This window comes from Holdemania filiformis DSM 12042 (assembly GCF_000157995.1).
Classification (GTDB): Bacteria; Bacillota_I; Bacilli_A; order Erysipelotrichales; family Erysipelotrichaceae; genus Holdemania; species Holdemania filiformis.
Map to the genome: position 1 here is coordinate 78,223 of NZ_GG657559.1, position 16,373 is coordinate 94,595.

18 protein-coding genes are annotated in these 16,373 nt (G+C 53.3%); 14 read left to right on the forward strand and 4 right to left on the reverse strand.

Annotated features, from left to right (window positions below; translation table 11 throughout):
* On the reverse strand, nt 1-355 hold a 355-nt coding region (locus HOLDEFILI_RS12250), incomplete at its 3' end, for a DUF5131 family protein (RefSeq protein WP_244264328.1).
* Nucleotides 356-367: 12 nt separating this feature from the next.
* Between HOLDEFILI_RS12250 and HOLDEFILI_RS12255 the strand changes: the two genes are divergently transcribed.
* Nucleotides 368-607, forward strand: coding sequence for a hypothetical protein (locus HOLDEFILI_RS12255; protein ID WP_039864930.1), 240 nt, complete (start codon nt 368-370; stop codon nt 605-607).
* 32 nt (nt 608-639) lie between these two features.
* Here the strand turns inward: HOLDEFILI_RS12255 and HOLDEFILI_RS12260 are convergent, their stop codons facing one another.
* Nucleotides 640-3,012 (reverse strand): FMN-binding protein, encoded by a 2,373-nt coding sequence (locus tag HOLDEFILI_RS12260; protein ID WP_039864931.1) that lies wholly within the window; start codon nt 3,010-3,012, stop codon nt 640-642.
* A gap of 272 nt (nt 3,013-3,284) precedes the next feature.
* Between HOLDEFILI_RS12260 and mscL the strand changes: the two genes are divergently transcribed.
* From mscL to HOLDEFILI_RS12275, 3 genes are all read left to right on the forward strand, one after another.
* Nucleotides 3,285-3,725 carry a large conductance mechanosensitive channel protein MscL gene (gene mscL / locus HOLDEFILI_RS12265; protein WP_006060047.1) on the forward strand — a complete coding sequence of 147 codons (441 nt, stop codon included), beginning with the start codon at nt 3,285-3,287 and terminating at the stop codon, nt 3,723-3,725.
* Between the two features lie 129 nt (nt 3,726-3,854).
* Complete coding sequence (locus tag HOLDEFILI_RS12270) at nt 3,855-5,324, forward strand: alpha-amylase (RefSeq protein WP_039864932.1); 1,470 nt, start codon at nt 3,855-3,857, stop codon at nt 5,322-5,324.
* Nucleotides 5,325-5,578: 254 nt separating this feature from the next.
* The gene (locus HOLDEFILI_RS12275; RefSeq protein ID WP_006060049.1) at nt 5,579-6,658 is read left to right on the forward strand and encodes a DUF4261 domain-containing protein; all 1,080 of its coding nucleotides are present in this window, start codon (nt 5,579-5,581) and stop codon (nt 6,656-6,658) included.
* Between the two features lie 228 nt (nt 6,659-6,886).
* Here HOLDEFILI_RS12275 and HOLDEFILI_RS12280 read toward each other — a convergent pair whose 3' ends face one another.
* Together HOLDEFILI_RS12280 and HOLDEFILI_RS12285 are read right to left on the reverse strand one after the other, a co-directional pair.
* Nucleotides 6,887-7,747 (reverse strand): HAD-IIB family hydrolase, encoded by an 861-nt coding sequence (locus HOLDEFILI_RS12280; protein WP_006060051.1) that lies wholly within the window; start codon nt 7,745-7,747, stop codon nt 6,887-6,889.
* Nucleotides 7,748-7,838: 91 nt separating this feature from the next.
* The gene (locus HOLDEFILI_RS12285; RefSeq protein ID WP_039864934.1) at nt 7,839-8,384 is read right to left on the reverse strand and encodes a CYTH domain-containing protein; all 546 of its coding nucleotides are present in this window, start codon (nt 8,382-8,384) and stop codon (nt 7,839-7,841) included.
* A 97-nt stretch (nt 8,385-8,481) separates the two neighbouring features.
* On the opposite strand from HOLDEFILI_RS12285, the gene HOLDEFILI_RS12290 reads away from it, so the two are divergent.
* The 10 genes from HOLDEFILI_RS12290 to HOLDEFILI_RS20105 form a co-directional block, all read left to right on the forward strand.
* The gene (locus HOLDEFILI_RS12290; protein ID WP_006060052.1) at nt 8,482-9,201 is read left to right on the forward strand and encodes an HAD family hydrolase; all 720 of its coding nucleotides are present in this window, start codon (nt 8,482-8,484) and stop codon (nt 9,199-9,201) included.
* A gap of 233 nt (nt 9,202-9,434) precedes the next feature.
* Entirely contained in the window at nt 9,435-10,220 is a 786-nt protein-coding gene (locus HOLDEFILI_RS12295) for an NAD kinase (protein ID WP_039864937.1), read from the forward strand.
* A 159-nt stretch (nt 10,221-10,379) separates the two neighbouring features.
* Nucleotides 10,380-11,786 carry a sulfatase gene (locus tag HOLDEFILI_RS12300; RefSeq protein ID WP_208854972.1) on the forward strand — a complete coding sequence of 469 codons (1,407 nt, stop codon included), beginning with the start codon at nt 10,380-10,382 and terminating at the stop codon, nt 11,784-11,786.
* Entirely contained in the window at nt 11,764-12,360 is a 597-nt protein-coding gene (locus HOLDEFILI_RS12305) for an NUDIX hydrolase (RefSeq protein ID WP_006060057.1), read from the forward strand. The genes HOLDEFILI_RS12300 and HOLDEFILI_RS12305 overlap by 23 nt, the downstream gene beginning before the upstream one ends.
* Nucleotides 12,357-12,860 carry a peptide-methionine (S)-S-oxide reductase MsrA gene (gene msrA, locus HOLDEFILI_RS12310; protein WP_006060058.1) on the forward strand — a complete coding sequence of 168 codons (504 nt, stop codon included), beginning with the start codon at nt 12,357-12,359 and terminating at the stop codon, nt 12,858-12,860. The genes HOLDEFILI_RS12305 and msrA overlap by 4 nt, the downstream gene beginning before the upstream one ends.
* A 259-nt stretch (nt 12,861-13,119) precedes the next feature.
* Nucleotides 13,120-13,557: a C-GCAxxG-C-C family (seleno)protein gene (locus HOLDEFILI_RS12315; RefSeq protein WP_006060060.1), complete on the forward strand. Its 438-nt coding sequence runs from the start codon at nt 13,120-13,122 to the stop codon at nt 13,555-13,557.
* A 199-nt stretch (nt 13,558-13,756) separates the two neighbouring features.
* Nucleotides 13,757-13,996 carry a hypothetical protein gene (locus HOLDEFILI_RS12320; RefSeq protein WP_156788937.1) on the forward strand — a complete coding sequence of 80 codons (240 nt, stop codon included), beginning with the start codon at nt 13,757-13,759 and terminating at the stop codon, nt 13,994-13,996.
* Nucleotides 13,997-13,998: 2 nt separating this feature from the next.
* On the forward strand, nt 13,999-15,054 hold the full coding sequence (locus tag HOLDEFILI_RS12325; RefSeq protein WP_050766981.1) for a hypothetical protein: 1,056 nt from the start codon (nt 13,999-14,001) through the stop codon (nt 15,052-15,054).
* 76 nt (nt 15,055-15,130) lie between these two features.
* Nucleotides 15,131-15,805 (forward strand): vWA domain-containing protein, encoded by a 675-nt coding sequence (locus HOLDEFILI_RS12330; RefSeq protein ID WP_006060063.1) that lies wholly within the window; start codon nt 15,131-15,133, stop codon nt 15,803-15,805.
* A 286-nt stretch (nt 15,806-16,091) separates the two neighbouring features.
* A partial coding sequence (locus HOLDEFILI_RS20105; protein ID WP_006060064.1) for a hypothetical protein occupies nt 16,092-16,373 on the forward strand: 282 nt, incomplete at its 3' end.

Consider the following 16,373-nt stretch of genomic DNA (forward strand, 5'->3'; position numbering starts at 1 on the left):
CCTCCGCGCGCCATGGATCAGCGTCTTCGACAAAGAAGTCGGAGGTGAAGCAGACATAGACGATCTGCCCGCTTTTCATCTTCCATTCGTCGTTGGCTTTCTTTTCCAGCGGTGCGTTAAAACGCTCGCTGCGCACGATTTTATCCGTATCGACGCCGCGGCGGGCGTTGCCTTTGTGGATATAACAATAGCGACAGCCTTCGCTTTGGCGGTGACAGCCGCGCCAGGGTGTCCAGAATGCCATGATTTCCCCTCCATGATTCTGCGGCTGACGGCCGATTGCCGGATCATCCGCAGGCTTGTGACAGATCGTTCCATAGTAGAACAAATCCGCTTCGCTCAGTTCTTCTTCCATTATGCGAGAGGAATGCAGGAAAGTAAACCGGGAAATTCAGGTTTTTCCTGGCTGCAGAGGGAAGGTGTGCTGACAGAAAGCCGGTTCAGCTGCGTCGCAGCGCATCCGGAAGCGTATATTCTCTACTTTGACTCCGGTAAGAAAAGGGGGTTAACCGTTGCCGGTCAGGGGGTGTTTTCACAGGATAAGCCGGTGGATCAGAAGAATCTTGAAATAAAACAAAGGTCTGCCGCAGTGGACAGACCTTCTTGAATCCTTGGTGTTGATATACTGTAGTTGGACGCTTATTCGCTCAGGCTGTTGACCGCGCTGATGCCGGCCAGCCGTCCGGACGTATAAGCCCAACCCTGAGCCGCGCCGCCGTAGGTGACGTACTCACGCTGTTCTGAGAACAGGACGCCCAGGGAATCCGTGCCGACCGCGTACAGACCGTTGATCGGTGTCGCATTGTCGGAGCCTAAGACCTGCATGTCGGTGTTGACGTCCAAGCCGCCGACCGTGGAGTAAATGTAGGAAGCGCCGACGAAGGCGTAATATGGACCTTCTTCGCTGATCTTCATCGTTAAGAAGTCCGCGGCCTTGCCGAATTCTTCATCCTTGCCTGCTTCCACCGCAGCATTGTAGCGGTCGACATTGTCTTTCAAGACCGCCGGGTCGAGGTTCAGCTGCTTTGCCAGATCTTCCAGCGTATCCGCTTTAACAGCGATGCCTTTTTTCACGCACAGGTCGATCAGCTCGTCCACCGGCAGCGGTTTGCCTGCGTCGATACCGCCCTGGCAGGTCAGATCGTCGTTGAAGCTGACCGGCAGACCATTCTTCTCAACGTCGCGGAAGAAATCGTCGGACCAGATTGTGTAGTAGCGCGGACCGGATTTCCAGGTCTGGAAGGTGCCGGCTTCGTTGGAGAAGCGTTCGCCCTTCATGTTGACCTGTAATGCGTAAGCAGCGCTGGCCAGCGCATTCGGGAAATCGTTGAGCGAGTTGCGGCGCGGCAGCTGTGTCCAGAAGCCAACGTCGTTTTCATCGCCGACGACTTCAACCGGATATTCGTGCAGCGTGATCGGCGCGCCCTGTAAGTGAACCATCGGCGGCATTCCGATATTGTAGGTGCCGGCGCCCAGATCCAGCGCGGAGCTGATCATCGTGCCGTCGTTCTGCTGCATGCCGTACATCAGCCAGCTGCCCTGCAGTGGATAATACTGGTTAGACAGGTATTTCTCCTGCAGCGCGGCGTTGTTGGAGAAGCCACCTGTGCCGATGATGACTTTCTTGGCATTGATGGTGTACTGCTTGCCATCGTAACGTTCTGCCTTAACACCGGTCACCGTGTTGGTGTCCTTGTCATAAATCAATTCTTTAGCTTCGACTTCCAGCAGATACTGACCGCCGGCCTTTTCATAGTCGGCGATCATGCTGTCAAACATTTCGCCGGTTTCTTTCTTCCAGTTGCCGTAACCCTGGCCGGTATACTGGAATTTGACGTACCAGATATCCTCGTCGGTGAAACCGCGCTGCGGTCCGCCGTATTGATAGCCTTCGCCTTCCGGGGAACCCTTGCCGTAATCAAAGCCATGGCTGATCAGCCAGTCGACCGTCTTGCCGGATTCGCCGAAGAACAGATCCAGAAGATCCTGCTTCGCGTCGCCCTTGGTGAAGTTGTTCCAGTCTTCCTTCATCGCTTCAGCGTCGACATAATCCTTGCCGCCGTGGTAGGTCTTGTCGTATTCCGGGGCGTTGATGCCCATCGTGTCCGCGGTGATGCAGGAGGTGCCGCCGTATTTGCCGGCTTTGTCAATCGCCAGAACGCTGACCTTGGAGGCATCGTTGCCGTTGGCTGCGTACTGAGTTTCAGCCGCACTCATCGCTGCGGCTGTGCCGGAGCCGCCCAGGCCGACGACTAAGACGTCAACGTCGATCGTTTCCTGCTCTGTGGATTTGGCCGGCGTCTTATAGAAATTCTTGATCGCCGCCGCTTCAGAACCCCCTTCGGCCAACGCCTGGGCAACGGCTTTTTCCGTAGCCTGCTTGATGCCCGTGCTGGAACCGGTGCAGCCGGTGATCGAATCGACGGTGACCGACTGATTTTCCAGAATCCGCGGAATCAGTTTTTCCTTTGCCGCTTCCAAGAACGGGTAGGTGTCGCCGTTGTCCAGCACTTCAATGTTTTCAATCTTGTCTTCGCTGACTGTGACCGCGACTTCCATTTCCTTCAACAAGGAGAAACCGCTGGCTGTGACGGTGTAGGTGCCGGCCTTCATCTTGGCGGCCGGGATTTCCGCGCTTGTGCCGTTGTATTCGTCGATCGCTTCCTGCACCGCGGTTTTAATTGCAGTGGAAGTGATGGTTGCGCCTGCGACGCCGTCCACGTCTGTGCTGCCTGCGTCAACGATTTTCGCCGGCAGTTCCTGAATCGCCTGACCGCCGATCGTCGGTGTTTCCTCATCGCCGGCCGCCTCCACGCTGGTCAGCTTGCCGTCTTTGTCAAAGTTCACGGTGACGGTGACGTCGCCGCCGAAACCTTTGGCTGTTTTTGTGATCGTCGCTTCGCCTTTTGAACTACCGCTTCCCTGGGCCGGTTCGTTCTTCGTCCCGCAGGCCGCGGTGGTCATCATCAGGCCCGCAAGCAGAAGCGCCGTCAGCTTTTTACTGCTTTTCATCATTATTTCCTCCCTTTCCTGATCCGCGGACGAGAAACACTCCGCTGATCTCGTGGGTATTTTATCATGAGAAAGAATTATCAAGGATTAAGTGAAGATTAATTTTTTGGTTTATTAGTTTTAGTATTGAACTGTCAAACATTATAGATCATGATCTCCCGCAATGCCGTGTCCGCTTCCCGCTTCGCCGTGAGGTAAGAAAATCCGGTGGAAAGAATTGATTTTCCGCCGGGGGTTCACTATAATGGAACGCACAGAATAGGAGTGAAAAAATGCTCAAAGAATTTAAGAAATTTGCGCTGAAAGGCAACATGATCGATCTGGCAGTCGGCGTAATCATCGGCGGCGGCTTCAATGCGTTAGTCACGTCGATGGTCAACGATATCATCATGCCGGTGATCAGTCTGTTTACCGGCCGGCTGGATTTCACCAATATGTTCATTGCGCTGGACGGCCAGCATTACCCGACGCTGGCGGAAGCGCAGGCGCATACTTCCACGATCGCTTACGGCAGCTTCATCACCGGGCTGATCAATTTCCTGTTAACCGCGTTTGTCATCTTCCTGGTCATCCGCTGGATGAACAAGCTGCGCGCCAAGGAAGAACCAGCGCCGCAGCCGAAGACGACCAAGGTCTGTCCTTTCTGCAAGACCGAGATCGATCTGCACGCCACCCGCTGCCCGCACTGCACTTCCCAGCTGGAAGCGGAATAAACAAACTTGGCCGGAAGCTCTCCTTCGAGGAGAGTTTTTCTTTTTTCTTACAATTCTTTAAATTCAACTTTCGTCAGATTGATTTGTGGTACAGTAAGCGTATTGAATCACAGAAAGAAGGCGGTTGACTTGGAAAATAAAACGTTGCTGCAGGCCTTCGAGTGGTATTTGCCCGAGGATCAGCAGCATTGGAAGCGGTGCGCCGCGATGGCGGAAAGCTGGGCCGCGCTGGGAATCAGCGGCGTCTGGCTGCCGCCGGCCTATAAAGGCACAGGCGGAAAAAGCGACGTCGGCTACGGCGTGTATGATACATACGATCTGGGAGAATTTGATCAGAAGGGCACTGTCGCGACGAAATATGGAACACGCGCGGAGTATCTTGAAGCTGTCGCAGCGCTGCATCAGGCTGGAATCGAAGTGATGGCCGATATCGTGCTGAACCACCGGCTGGGCGCGGACGCGCAGGAGGAAGTGCTGGCGGTGCAGGACGCCGGGGATAACCGGAATCAGGCTGTTGCGGATCCCCGTCCGATCCAGGCCTGGACGAAGTTCACATTTCCGGGACGAAAAGGAAAGTATTCCGATTTCACCTGGAACTGGAGCCATTTTGACGGCACGGACTGGGACAGCGATTGGAAGTACAGCGGGATCTTCCGCTTTGTCGGGAAACAATGGGATCAGGAAACCGACGGGGAGAACGGCAACTATGATTATCTGATGGGGGCGGATCTTGATCTGTCCAATCCGGAGGTGATCGCCGAGCTGGACCGCTGGGGCCGCTGGTATTATGACACCGTGAAAATGGACGGGTTCCGGCTGGATGCTGTGAAGCACATGGATTTTACGTTCTTCACGCACTGGCTGGACGCATTGCGCCGAGACAGCGGCAGGGAATTGCCGGCGGTGGGCGAATATTGGAGCTGGGAATTGGATAAGCTGCGGCATTATCTGGACGCCTGCGGTCATTGCATGCGGCTGTTCGACGTGCCGCTGCATTACCAGTTTGTCAAAGCTGCCACCAGCAACGCTCAGTTTGATATGGCTCAGATCCTGAACAACACTTTAGTTCAGACCGAACCGGACGCTGCCGTTACGTTCGTCGATAATCATGATACCCAACCCTCTCAAGCGCTGGCGTCATGGGTGCCGGCCTGGTTTAAGCCGCTGGCCTACGCGCTGATCCTGTTGCGGAAAGAGGGCATTCCGTGCGTCTTTTACGGCGATTTAGCCGGAATTCCGCATGACCGCATTGCGCCGGTGATGGGCTTAGAACGAATGATCCGGGCCCGCCGGGATTATGCCTACGGCGATCAGCGCGATTACTTTGATGATGCTAATCTTATCGGCTGGACGCTGTCCGGGGACGATCAACATCCGCATTCCGGTCTGGCGGTGATCCTGAGCGATGCGCCGGGCGGAACCAAGACGATGGAGCTGGGCAGAACGCTGGCCGGCAAGACGATGCGGGATGTGCTGATGAATCAGACGGAAATCATTCAGCTGGATGAAAACGGCTGCGGCACGTTCCCGGTCGGCGGGGGCAGTGTGAGCGTCTGGGCGTTGGACGAAGCTTATGACGCGCTGACGCTGACCTTATAAAGCAGGTTTCGCAAACGATCCAGAAAAGGACTAAATTATCGCAGGCCGCCGATGGATCGCCTTGGCATCGCTGCGGAAGCCTTGAAAAGGCAGCGCTTTTCGAATTTCAGATCTAGCTTTCATTTAAACAAATTTGCTTGTCGAAATCCGACCGATCGGTTATCCTGAAAACAGAAAACAGAAAACAGAAAACAGAAAACAGAAAACAGAAAACAAAAACAGACCGGAAAACCCCGGCCCAGGAGGAATGACGCATGAACCAAGCGGAAGCGGCACGCAGAGCGATGGCGGAATGGCTGGCTGACGAACACGAACTGGGCAGCATGCCTGAATGTTTGGAACAAACACAGGAATTTGATCTGCATGATCTGCATTATTATATCTTTCGCTACAAACCAACCCGGAATCATCCCGACTGGCTGTTAGGCGTCGCGGGTGGTTATGAAAAGGACGCGCTCGATCATTGCGGGCATGTGTTCAGCGAAATGGAAGTTTATCAGGAAGCCAACGCCGTCGATCAGGCGATTGCGCTGGTTGAACAGGTCCGCGCTTACTGCATGCGGGAAGCGGCGAAGCAGGAAGAAGCGGCCGGGATCGGTCCGTTCGCCGGCTTTGTGCTGCTGCGGGAAGCCCGCTGGGATCCGCGGAAGTTGGCGGAAGATTTACGCGAGACATGGCAGATTGAGATCCGTGAGCTGCCGGACGATCCAGATCAGCCGCTGGTGGCCGAAGTTGACGGGATGACCGTGGCCGTCAGCCTGATGGGCGCGCCGGTTCCCGATCAGGAAGCGGAACGCAACGCAGAGAACAATTACCTGTGGCCGCAGGCCGTCGAGAGGACGAAGCTCCATCAGGCGCATTTGCTGGTGGCGGTGTTAGGCCGGGATCAGACAGCACTGAGTCAGGCATCGCTCTATACAAAGCTGGCGGCCAGCTGCTGCCGGCAGGCCGGCGTTCTGGGGGTCTATACGACCGGTACGGTGTACGAACCGGAGCTGTACCGGGAAGTTGCGGAACAAATGAACGAGGGTGAACTGCCGATCTACGATTGGGTGTATCTCGGACTGTACCGCAGCGAAGCGGGGATGTGCGCGTACACCTATGGGCTTCAGGCTTTTGGAAAACGGGAGATGGAGGTGCTGGACAGCGCCGCTTCACCGCAGCAGCTGCACGATTTCCTCTATGCCCTCGCCAGCTATGTCCTCGACCAGGACGTGACGCTGAACGATGGGGAAACAATCGGCTTCAGCGCTGAGGAAAAACTGCCGATCACCTGCGGACCAGGCCGGTCGCTGGATCAGACGATGCTGCAAATCAGTTATCAGCCGGCATAAAGAAAAATAAAAAAACGTTGATTCTCAACCGCCCGGGCAGAAGCCGAAGCGGAAAGCGCGGATCAACGTTTTAATTTCTGGTCAATTGTTGAGAAAGGGATAAATTCTCAGCGGAAAAGCGGATATAACCGGAACGAAAATACGACCGGATTGAAATCGTGAAACTTCGGGAACACAATGTTTTCCATTTTCCGCAGTTTGGCGAAGCCTTGTCATAAAGCCTGATTTTTACAGAAGATTCAGATTTTCCAGCCGTTCCTGTTCATTTTCCTTTAAAATCAAATCGATGCACTCGGCCACTGAGTCGACGATCGTTTTCGCCTTCGCCTGGATATCCGGCCGGACATGACTCATACAATAGCTGTGCGGGATCATCGCGAACATTTCAAAGTCGTTTTCCGAATCCCCGACGACCGCAATTTCATCGAGACTGACGCCGGTCAGCGCGGCGATCTTGGCGATGCCGGTTCCTTTGTTCGCCCCGTCTTTCAGGATGACGATTGAATACGGACTGGTCTGGATGATCTGATACCGTCCGAAGAATTTCCGCTTTAACATATCCTTATAATAGTCGACGCCTTCTTCCTGCTGGAAGTGGCAGAAACAGGCCGTGATGTGCGTGTGGTGCGGATCCCGGATGTATTCGGAAATGGACTCGTCCAGCACCTGCCGGCAGTCGCGGATCCGGTGCTTGGGATTCAGCTTATATTCCATCGCCTGTTCCCCGAACGGATCCTCAAAGATGTAGTCGTTGTCCTGTGTGACGACCAGAAAACGATGCTCATAAGCGCTGTCGGAGAAAACCTCCAGAAGCGCGTCGATTTCATCGTGGTCGAAATCTGTCTGGTAGATGAAGCGGCCGTTGAGCCGGATGGAAGCGCCGCAGATGCCGACGGTGTCGAACACCAGGTCGGAGCCGAAATGAAGCGGCAGAAAATTCACAGACCGGCCGGTCGCAATCGCAAACCGCACGCCATGATCCTGGAGCCGGCGGATCGCCGCGCGGTTTTCCTCGCTGACGCCGCTGGTCAGTACCGGCGGGATATACAATAAGGTACCGTCCAGATCGGAGAATAAGATTTTGATCAAAGAAAATCACCTCCATCCCATTATATCAGGGTTTTCCTGGTTTTCTTTTCCACTTTGTTAAAAATGCCGAAAAAAGAAGAAAACAGACGAATTATTGATCCAGAACGCAGCGTGCGTATTTTGACCGCTTGTTTTCCCGATAGGTCAGGCCGGCCTGGTTTAACAAATCCAAGAAAAACGCTTTTCCCGCCTGCGGATCGCCGGTGATCTCAAATTCGATTTCATAATCGCTGCGGCCGTTGATCAGGCTGTGATCCAGGCATAACTCGCCCAGCGGATAAACACGCAGATGCCGGTGTGTGATCATTTGACCGCAGACATGAACGGGCAGCGTGAGTCCCAGTTCGTCAAATAAAGCCCGGATTTCCGGATTATCCAACGCTTCCGGACTGTTTTCCGGCAGCTCCATCTCCATTTCCCGCACGCCCTCGGCCTGAGGAATCTTCATTGTGAACCAGTGTTTTCCCTGGACGTCGCGGATCCGCATTGCGATGTGCTTTAATGTCGAGCTGGGCGTGCAGTCGTAATACACGTTGGACTGCACGAGAACCTGATCGACGCCAGTCAGATCGCGCAGCTGGTTAAACTCCTGTTCGCTGACCAACATTTTATATTCGATTTCAAGATTTTCATTCATTGGAAAGTTCACCTCTTCTCTGTATGATATAATAAGGAAGCAGAAAAGAAAAGGAAAACCGCGAGGGAGAAAGCTTTGCGGCGTAAAGGAGAAGCGCATGAATCAACGACCGGCATTAATCTGGGATTTTGATGGAACCCTGGCTTATCAGGAAGGCAAATGGTCCGGCGCGATGCTCGCGGCGATGGATGAGCTGGTCCCGGGGCATAGTTTGACATTGAAGGACGTCCGGCCGCTGATGAGCAGCGGATTTCCCTGGGACGAACCGGAAAAGCTTCACCCGGAACTAACGGATCCGCAAGCCTGGTGGACCTTTTTGGAGGCGTACCTGATGCGGGTGGCGCTTGCGCTGGGCTTCAATGAAGATCAAGCGTGTCGGATCGCCCGCCAGGTCCATCATGTCCAGGCCGACAGCCGTTCCTATCATCTGTTCCCGGATACCCAAGCGACGCTGGATCGCCTGAAAAGCGAAGGCTACCGCATGATTATTCTGTCCAACCATGTGCCGGAGCTGCCGCAGATTGTCCGTGACCTGGGCTTGACGGATGCCTTTGAAGCCGTACTGGGTTCCGCGCAGACGGCGGTGGAAAAGCCCCATCCCCGGGCGTTTGCGCTGGCATTGGAAACGCTGGGAAATCCAGCGGCAGCGGTGATGATCGGCGACAATCCAATCGCGGATGGCCAGGGCGCTCTTCAGGCGGGCTTGCAGCCGTTGTTAGTGCACAGTTCCGATAAATCCGCTCTATTTTGGCATTGTGGTCAGCTGTGTGAAATTCCCGCGCTGCTGGCATCGCACAGTTTTAGCACAGAAAGATAAAGGGTTCGGAGCGATCCTGGTTTTACGCTTCTGCCGCTGATCTTCCGCTTGCCGGACGGGCGGAAAGGAATCGGGCAGAGATCCGCTCATTGTGCGGAAACAAAATTGAAGAAGAAACGACAGAAGAAAATCAGAAGGGGATAAACCCGCTTTAAAGGGAGTGCGCCAGACCGCCGGACGAAGGAAAACTCCTGCGGTCCTTAAAAGAAACAGTGAAGAAAGCGAGAAAGAATATGAAACAAAAGTTTGCGGTCGTCCACCGGCCGGATGAAACGTCGCGGCAGCTGAAAGACGAGCTGGCCGGCAAGCTCGGCGAGGCAGGCTGGACGGAAGATGAACGGCAGCCGGACCTGGTTTTTGCGATCGGCGGGGACGGGACGTTTCTGTATGCCGTGCACGAATATCTGGATCAGCTGGAAAATGTGAAGTTTGTCGGAATCCACAGCGGAACGCTCGGCTTCTTCTGCGATTACCGCTGTGATGAAATGGATCTGTGCGTCCAGGACGTCACGCACCGCAGTCCCCAGTGCGAAAGCGCGCGCTTGCTTCAGGTCACGGCACGCGGCGGGGGACAGGAAAAGACGATTTACGCGTTAAACGAAATGCGGATAGAAAACGTGACGAAAACGCAGCTGATGGATATTGATATCAACGGATCTTTCTTTGAAACCTTCCGCGGAACCGGCTTGTGCCTGTGCACGCAGATCGGCTCTACCGCGTATAACCGCTCCTTAGGCGGAGCGGTGATCGAAAGTGGTCTGCCATTATTGCAGCTGAGCGAAATTACCGGCATCCATCACCGCGCTTACCGTTCATTGGCGTCGCCGCTGATCCTGCGGCCGGAATCGGTGATTCAACTGCGGTCCGCCAGCTTCGAGGGTGCGTTTCTGTGCTACGATCACCTCTGCTTCAACCTCGATCAGGAGACCGAAATCGAAGTGTTCCAAAGCCAAAAGCAGGTTCAGATTGCCCGGTACCGGGATCTGGCCTATCTGCAGCGGCTGCGGATTCTATTTTAGCCGGGAGCCGGTTGAACAGATTCACGGATGGGAGAGCCGGGAACGGATCGGAACCGAAGGAAAGTAGCCGGGGAAGGTTGTCTTAAAGCGCATGGAAGGCCGTACTGAAAACCCGCTTGAAACCGGCCTTCGTTATATAAAGGAAAAGGAGTGATGAACATGCAGCCGAATGTCATTATGATCTTGATCGACGATTTGGGATGGATGGATTTAAGCTGTCAGGGAAGTTCGTTTTATGAAACGCCGCACATCGACCAGCTGCGCAGGGAAGGCATGGCTTTCGATCAAGCCTACGCCGCCTGTCCGGTCTGTTCGCCCAGCCGCGCCAGTATTCTGTCCGGCAAATATCCGGCCCGCTTAAAGGTGACGGATTGGATCGATCATGAGAACTATCATCCTTGCCGCGGCAAGTTGATCGACGCGCCATATATCAAGGAGCTGTCGGTCAGCGAGTTCTCGATGGCGAAAGCGTTTCAGGAAGCCGGTTATCAGACCTGGCATGTCGGAAAATGGCATCTGGGAAAAGAAGCGACGTATCCGGAGCATCACGGCTTTGATGTCAACCTCGGGGGCAGCTGGTGGGGCCATCCGAAGAAAGGGTATTTCAGTCCGTATCACATGGAAAACCTCAGCGATGGACCGGAAGGGGAATACCTGACCGACCGGATCGGCGCGGAAGCGGCCGCACTGATCCGCAGCCGCGACCCTCAGCGTCCATTTTTCCTGAACCTCTGGCACTACGCGGTGCATACGCCGCTGCAGGCCAAGGCGGAAGATATCGCCTATTTTGAAGAAAAAGCGAAGCGGATGGGACTGGATCAGCAGGATCCGTTTGAGATCGGCGATCCGTTTCCGATCCTGCAGAAAAAGGATAAGCGGATCACCCGCCGGATTGTTCAGTCGGATCCGGTGTATGCCGCGATGATCAAGGCGCTGGACGACAGCGTCGGCCAGCTGATGGCGACGTTGAAAGCGGAAGGGCTGGACGAGGACACAATCGTGATTTTCACTTCGGATAACGGCGGACTGGCAACGGCGGAACATTCGCCGACCTGCAACTTCCCGTTATCGGAGGGCAAAGGATGGATGTACGAGGGCGCGGTGCGGGAACCGTTATTTGTGCGCTGGCCGGGGAAGATCGAGGCGGGAAGTCTGAGTCATGCGCTGACGACCAGTCCGGATTTCTATCCGACATTACTGGAGCTGTGCGGTCTGCCGCTGCGTCCTCAGCAGCATTGCGACGGGGTGAGCCTGGCTCCGGTGCTGTTGAATCCGCAGGCAAAGTTTGACCGCGGGCCGATCTTCTGGCATTATCCGCATTATGGCAATCAGGGCGGAACCCCGGGCTCCGCGCTGCGCTGCGGAAAATGGAAATACATCGAATTTTATGAAGATCACAGCGTCCGGCTGTTTGACCTGGAACAGGATGTTTCGGAGAAGCACAATGTGGCTGAAGTCTATCCGGATTTAGTCCGGCAGTTCCACAGTCTGCTTCATGAATGGCTGGAAGCGGTGGACGCGTGGTATCCGGAGGTGAATCCCCATGCGGAACAAGACATGGCGTGACGATATCCGCGCTTACGTTCCCTTCAACGAACAGGAACGCAGCGATAAAGCACGGTTTCTGGAAATGCTGGATCTGGAAAATATCCTGACCCGGGAGAATGAAGAAGCGCATGTTTCCGCCTCGGCCTGGGTGATGAACGAGACACTGGATCAGGTGCTGATGGCCTACCATAATATTTATCAGTCCTATTCCTGGCTTGGCGGTCATGCGGATGGGGATCCGGATTTGTTTGCGGTCGCGCTGCGGGAAGCTAAAGAGGAAAGCGGAATTACGGAGCTGGCGCCGTTTTCGCAGGACATCCTGGCATTGGATATCCTGCCGGTGCCGGCCCATATCAAGCGGGGCAAGCCGGTGAAGGAACACGAACATTTGAACGTGACCTATTTGTTTATCGCACCGACGGATCAGACGCTGACGGTCAAAGCGGATGAGAACAGCGCTGTTGCCTGGATTCCGATCGCGGACTTGCCCAAGGTGGTCAGTGAAGCGCGGATGCTTCCGGTCTACGAAAAGCTGATCGCGCGCTCCCGTCAGTGGAAAGCGGAAGCGCTGCGTGAAAAGGAGCCGCGATGAAAAAAGAAATCGTAGTGGCCGGCGGATGTTTCTGGGGTGTTCAGGAATATTACCGACGGTTAAAGGGCGTCGAGGAAACACGCGTCGGATATGCTCAGGGAAGTCTTGAAAACCCAAATTACGTGCAGGTGAAGCGGCAGATCAGCGGGCACGCGGAATGCGTGCGGATCGTCTATGATACTGATCAGATCACGCTCGAGCAGTTGTTCGATCATCTGTTTCGGATCATCGATCCAACGTCCCTGAACTGTCAGGGCAACGATGTGGGAACGTCCTACCGCACAGGGATTTATCCGGCTTGCGCGGAAGACGAAGCAATCGCGCGGCAGTTTGTGGCCGAGCGGCAGAAAGACTATGATCGTCCGATCGTAACGGAAGTCGAACGTTTAGTCTGCTTTTATGATGCTGAACAGGAACATCAGGATTATCTCGTGCGTCATCCGCAGGGGTATTGCCACGTCGATTTTTCCGTGATGCTGCCGCAGGAGCGGAAAGCATAGCGGGAAATCTCAGGTATTAAGCTTCGATGACGATGGATCGGATTGATCACGATCGAATTTCAGTATTGGAAGAGCATTAAGTTTCTTCAAATTTTAGAATGAAAAGAAGGTTGTCGGCTGCGGCAGCCTTTTCTCATTTTTTGAGCGGAAAGTCGTTTTCCGCAGCGGTTTCCTGCGTTCTCTGGTGGGATCCGGGAATTAGTCTTTCCAAAGCGGGAGAACTCCGGTATCATTAAAGAAGAAAACGGGAGGAAATTCAATGTTAAAAGAATACGCGCTTCACTATTATGGGCAGGGATATAATTGTGCGGAAAGTCTGGTATATGGGGCGAATACGGCGTGGAATCTGAATTTAGATGAAAATGCCTGTCATTTGATGGCGGGTTTGGGCGGCGGCCTGCAGGTAGGAGACGTCTGCGGAGCGTTGAGTGGTGCAGTGTGCGCGCTGAGCTGTCTGATCGTGAAGACCAAGGCCCATGACTGCGCGGAGTTAAAGCCCTTGACGCAAACCGTTGTCGGCCAAGTGCGGCAGCGGCTGGGATCGCTGCGTTGTGAGGAAATTAAACCGCGGCTGTTTCAGCCGGAACGCCGGTGCGCGGCGACGGTGGAAAACTGCGCGGATGTTTTGGAAACGGTGCTGCGGGACGCCGGCTTGTTGCCGGAACCGGTAAATCGCGCGGATGAAAGCGCGGCATAAGGCAGAACTGGATCGTGAAGACAGGCTGTCGAAGGGAACCGGGTAGGAAAAGCCTCAATGCGTAGTTGTTAGCCGCTTACGCAGGATTTTTAAATAGAGAAAGCGAGGAAGAACAATGCGGATAAAACCTCATCTGCTTTATGTATTTTTGATAGCAGTTAACTTTTGGATTCTGCCGGCAGTGATCAGGAATACGGGGATGGCGATGGTTATGATGTTGGCCGGCCTGCCGCTGATCACGTTGATCATCGCGGCTTTCCACGCATGGAAAGCCGGTTTGGCGATCGTTTTTGCGCTCGTGACCGGAATCTTGTTTATCCCTGCGATATTTCTATATTTTAATGAAAGCGCGTGGATTTACGCTCCGGCGTATGCAGTGATCGCGCTGATCGGCGGAGTTGTTGGAAAGAGCTTGCGCTCGGGGAGAGGAAGCGAGTAAACGTGCCTTTTGAGATTGTCAGGCAGAATTTGTGCGAAGTAACCGCCGACGCGGTTGTTCGTTTTGTAAGCACCGGTACCGGTGTTCGGGTGCTTCATCGCGGAAGTTTGCCGCCGGGTTTCATGGCTAAAGAGCTGGAATTTGCTTTCACGCCAAAGGCAGTCATCCTGATCGAGGTATCCTTGCCGCAAGGCGGGGACGGGGAATTTAATCCGGCGTTGTTATTGACGCAAGCTTATCGGCAGGCGCTGACGGCGGCGGTCCGGGAACATTGCGGGTCGGTCGCCATCTTGTGGCCGAAGTTCAGTTTACCCGGGATATCGGAAGATGACCTGTTATCCATACTTGTGCAGGGGGAACGCGAACTTCTGACAGAACAGGAATTATGGGTGACGCTGGTTGTAGAGGATGTTCGCAGATTACGGCTGTCAGATTCGTTAATCAACGCTGTCAGTCGTTATATTAAGGATCATTACATTCAAGCGCTTCCGCGAGAAAAAACAGGTCATGTTCTTGCGAAAGTGAAGAACTTCATCGCGCCCGTTGAAGCAGAGTTGGAAGAAAACGAAGAACTTACAGATATTCCTGCGGAAGAAACATGTCTTTTTAAAGAGCAGGAAGAGGCTCAGGCTCCATCGGATAAATTTTATGCTGAACCTAAAATGCGGTCGGTGGATCCGCGCTTGTTTGAACAGTTGATCGCTCAACATGAGGAATCGTTTTCGGAATCGCTGCTGCGGATGATCGACGAGAGAGGAATGAGTGATCCGCAAGTTTATAAAAGAGCGAATCTTAACCGGAAATTGTTTTCCAAGATTCGGATTCAGAAGGATTACCGGCCGAGTAAAACGACGGCGCTGGCGCTGGCAATTGCGCTGGAGCTGAATCTGGATGAACTGAAGGTTCTGATTGGCCGGGCCGGCTATGCCCTGACCCATGCCAGTAAGCTGGATATTATCGTTGAATATTTCATTGGTCAGGGAATTTATGATTTGTTTCAGATCAACGAGGTGTTGTTCGCTTTTGATCAGCCGCTTTTGGGCGGTCGCTCGTTTTAATTTGTTTTGTCGCCTGCCAAGCGACCTCCACAGATGGCTTTCAGTTTAAACTGGAAGCACAGAGGAGGCAAAGGCAATGAAGAAAATCATGAAGGAAACAATGGAAATCGTATTTATTTTGGATCGCAGCGGCAGTATGGCGGGTTTGGAACAGGACACGATCGGCGGATTTAACGGCTTGATTGAAAAACAGAAGCGGGAAGCAAGCTCGGCGCGGGTATCGTTGGTTTTATTTGATGATCAGACCGAGGTGATTTTGGACCGTGTTCCGATTGAGGACATCGGGAGTCTGAGCGAAGAAGAATATTATGTCGGGGGCAGCACAGCGTTATGGGATGCGGTTGGTCGTTCAATATTGCATATCGCGCGGGTGCATCAAAAGATGAAAGCGGAAAACCGACCGGGAAAGACGTTGTTCATCATCACGACAGACGGTATGGAAAATTCCAGCGTTGAATATTCTCTGGATCAGGTGAAGCAGTTGATCGAACGGCAGAAAGAACGGGATCATTGGGAATTTTTATTCCTGGGCGCGAATATCGACGCGGTGCAGACTGCGGGCAGTATGGGAATCGGGGCGAGCCGGGCTGTGAATTTCCATGCGGATAAACCAGGAATGCGAAAGAACTTCGGAATTTTGGCAAGAGCGATGAAATTATATGAAGAATCTGAAGAACTGGACGAAAACTGGGCTGAGGATATCCGGAAAGATTTTGAAAGTCGGGAACAAGAAGATCGTTTTTCGAAGTAAGAAAAAATAGAAAAATCATAATGAGCAGAGTTTTGAATTAAGTATCCATGGATGGTTCTGCAACGATCGATATCAGAAAAGCGGCAGTCAGATCTGCCCTTTTTATTTTCATTTCTATGAGTAAGAAAAGTCGCTGAGAAACAGGAAAGCTAAATTGAAATCAAAACGTTTCTGAGTTATAATAAGAACGTAAAATTAACTCAAAAAAGTATTTTTTAGTTTTTTTAATGATTTTAGGGGGCTTTTTTCGATTTTCCGCAATATTAATGATAGGAGGTATCCTATTATGCAGAGAATCGACCGGCTCAGAACTTTAACCAAACAGGAAATTCAAAAAGTCAGATTTGTGTTCGCTCCCACGCATCCCGTCTTAGCGGCCTTGGATTATCGGAGTAACGATCTCTTTCGTTACACATTTGGTTCAGAGGATCAACTGTCCAACAAAATACTGATTGCGTTTTTATCGGACTTGCTCGGCATTCGGATTGTCCGGCTGAAGATCCGGGAGAGTGAACCGGTGAAAACGAACGAAGGTGAAAAAGGGATTCGCTTTGATCTGTTAGTAGAA

Excerpts from the sequence above, each read along its gene's own strand:
- HOLDEFILI_RS12285 (WP_039864934.1), bottom strand. The coding sequence starts at position 8,384 with ATGAATGAAAATCTTGAAATCGAATATAAAATGTTGGTCAGCGAACAG.
- HOLDEFILI_RS12330 (WP_006060063.1), top strand. The coding sequence starts at position 15,131 with ATGAAGAAAATCATGAAGGAAACAATGGAAATCGTATTTATTTTGGAT.
- HOLDEFILI_RS12305 (WP_006060057.1), top strand. The coding sequence starts at position 11,764 with ATGCGGAACAAGACATGGCGTGACGATATCCGCGCTTACGTTCCCTTC.
- mscL (WP_006060047.1), top strand. The coding sequence starts at position 3,285 with ATGCTCAAAGAATTTAAGAAATTTGCGCTGAAAGGCAACATGATCGAT.
- HOLDEFILI_RS12315 (WP_006060060.1), top strand. The coding sequence starts at position 13,120 with ATGTTAAAAGAATACGCGCTTCACTATTATGGGCAGGGATATAATTGT.
- HOLDEFILI_RS12275 (WP_006060049.1), top strand. The coding sequence starts at position 5,579 with ATGAACCAAGCGGAAGCGGCACGCAGAGCGATGGCGGAATGGCTGGCT.
- HOLDEFILI_RS12295 (WP_039864937.1), top strand. The coding sequence starts at position 9,435 with ATGAAACAAAAGTTTGCGGTCGTCCACCGGCCGGATGAAACGTCGCGG.
- HOLDEFILI_RS12260 (WP_039864931.1), bottom strand. The coding sequence starts at position 3,012 with ATGAAAAGCAGTAAAAAGCTGACGGCGCTTCTGCTTGCGGGCCTGATG.
- HOLDEFILI_RS12320 (WP_156788937.1), top strand. The coding sequence starts at position 13,757 with ATGGCGATGGTTATGATGTTGGCCGGCCTGCCGCTGATCACGTTGATC.
- HOLDEFILI_RS12290 (WP_006060052.1), top strand. The coding sequence starts at position 8,482 with ATGAATCAACGACCGGCATTAATCTGGGATTTTGATGGAACCCTGGCT.
- HOLDEFILI_RS12300 (WP_208854972.1), top strand. The coding sequence starts at position 10,380 with ATGCAGCCGAATGTCATTATGATCTTGATCGACGATTTGGGATGGATG.
- msrA (WP_006060058.1), top strand. The coding sequence starts at position 12,357 with ATGAAAAAAGAAATCGTAGTGGCCGGCGGATGTTTCTGGGGTGTTCAG.
- HOLDEFILI_RS12255 (WP_039864930.1), top strand. The coding sequence starts at position 368 with ATGCAGGAAAGTAAACCGGGAAATTCAGGTTTTTCCTGGCTGCAGAGG.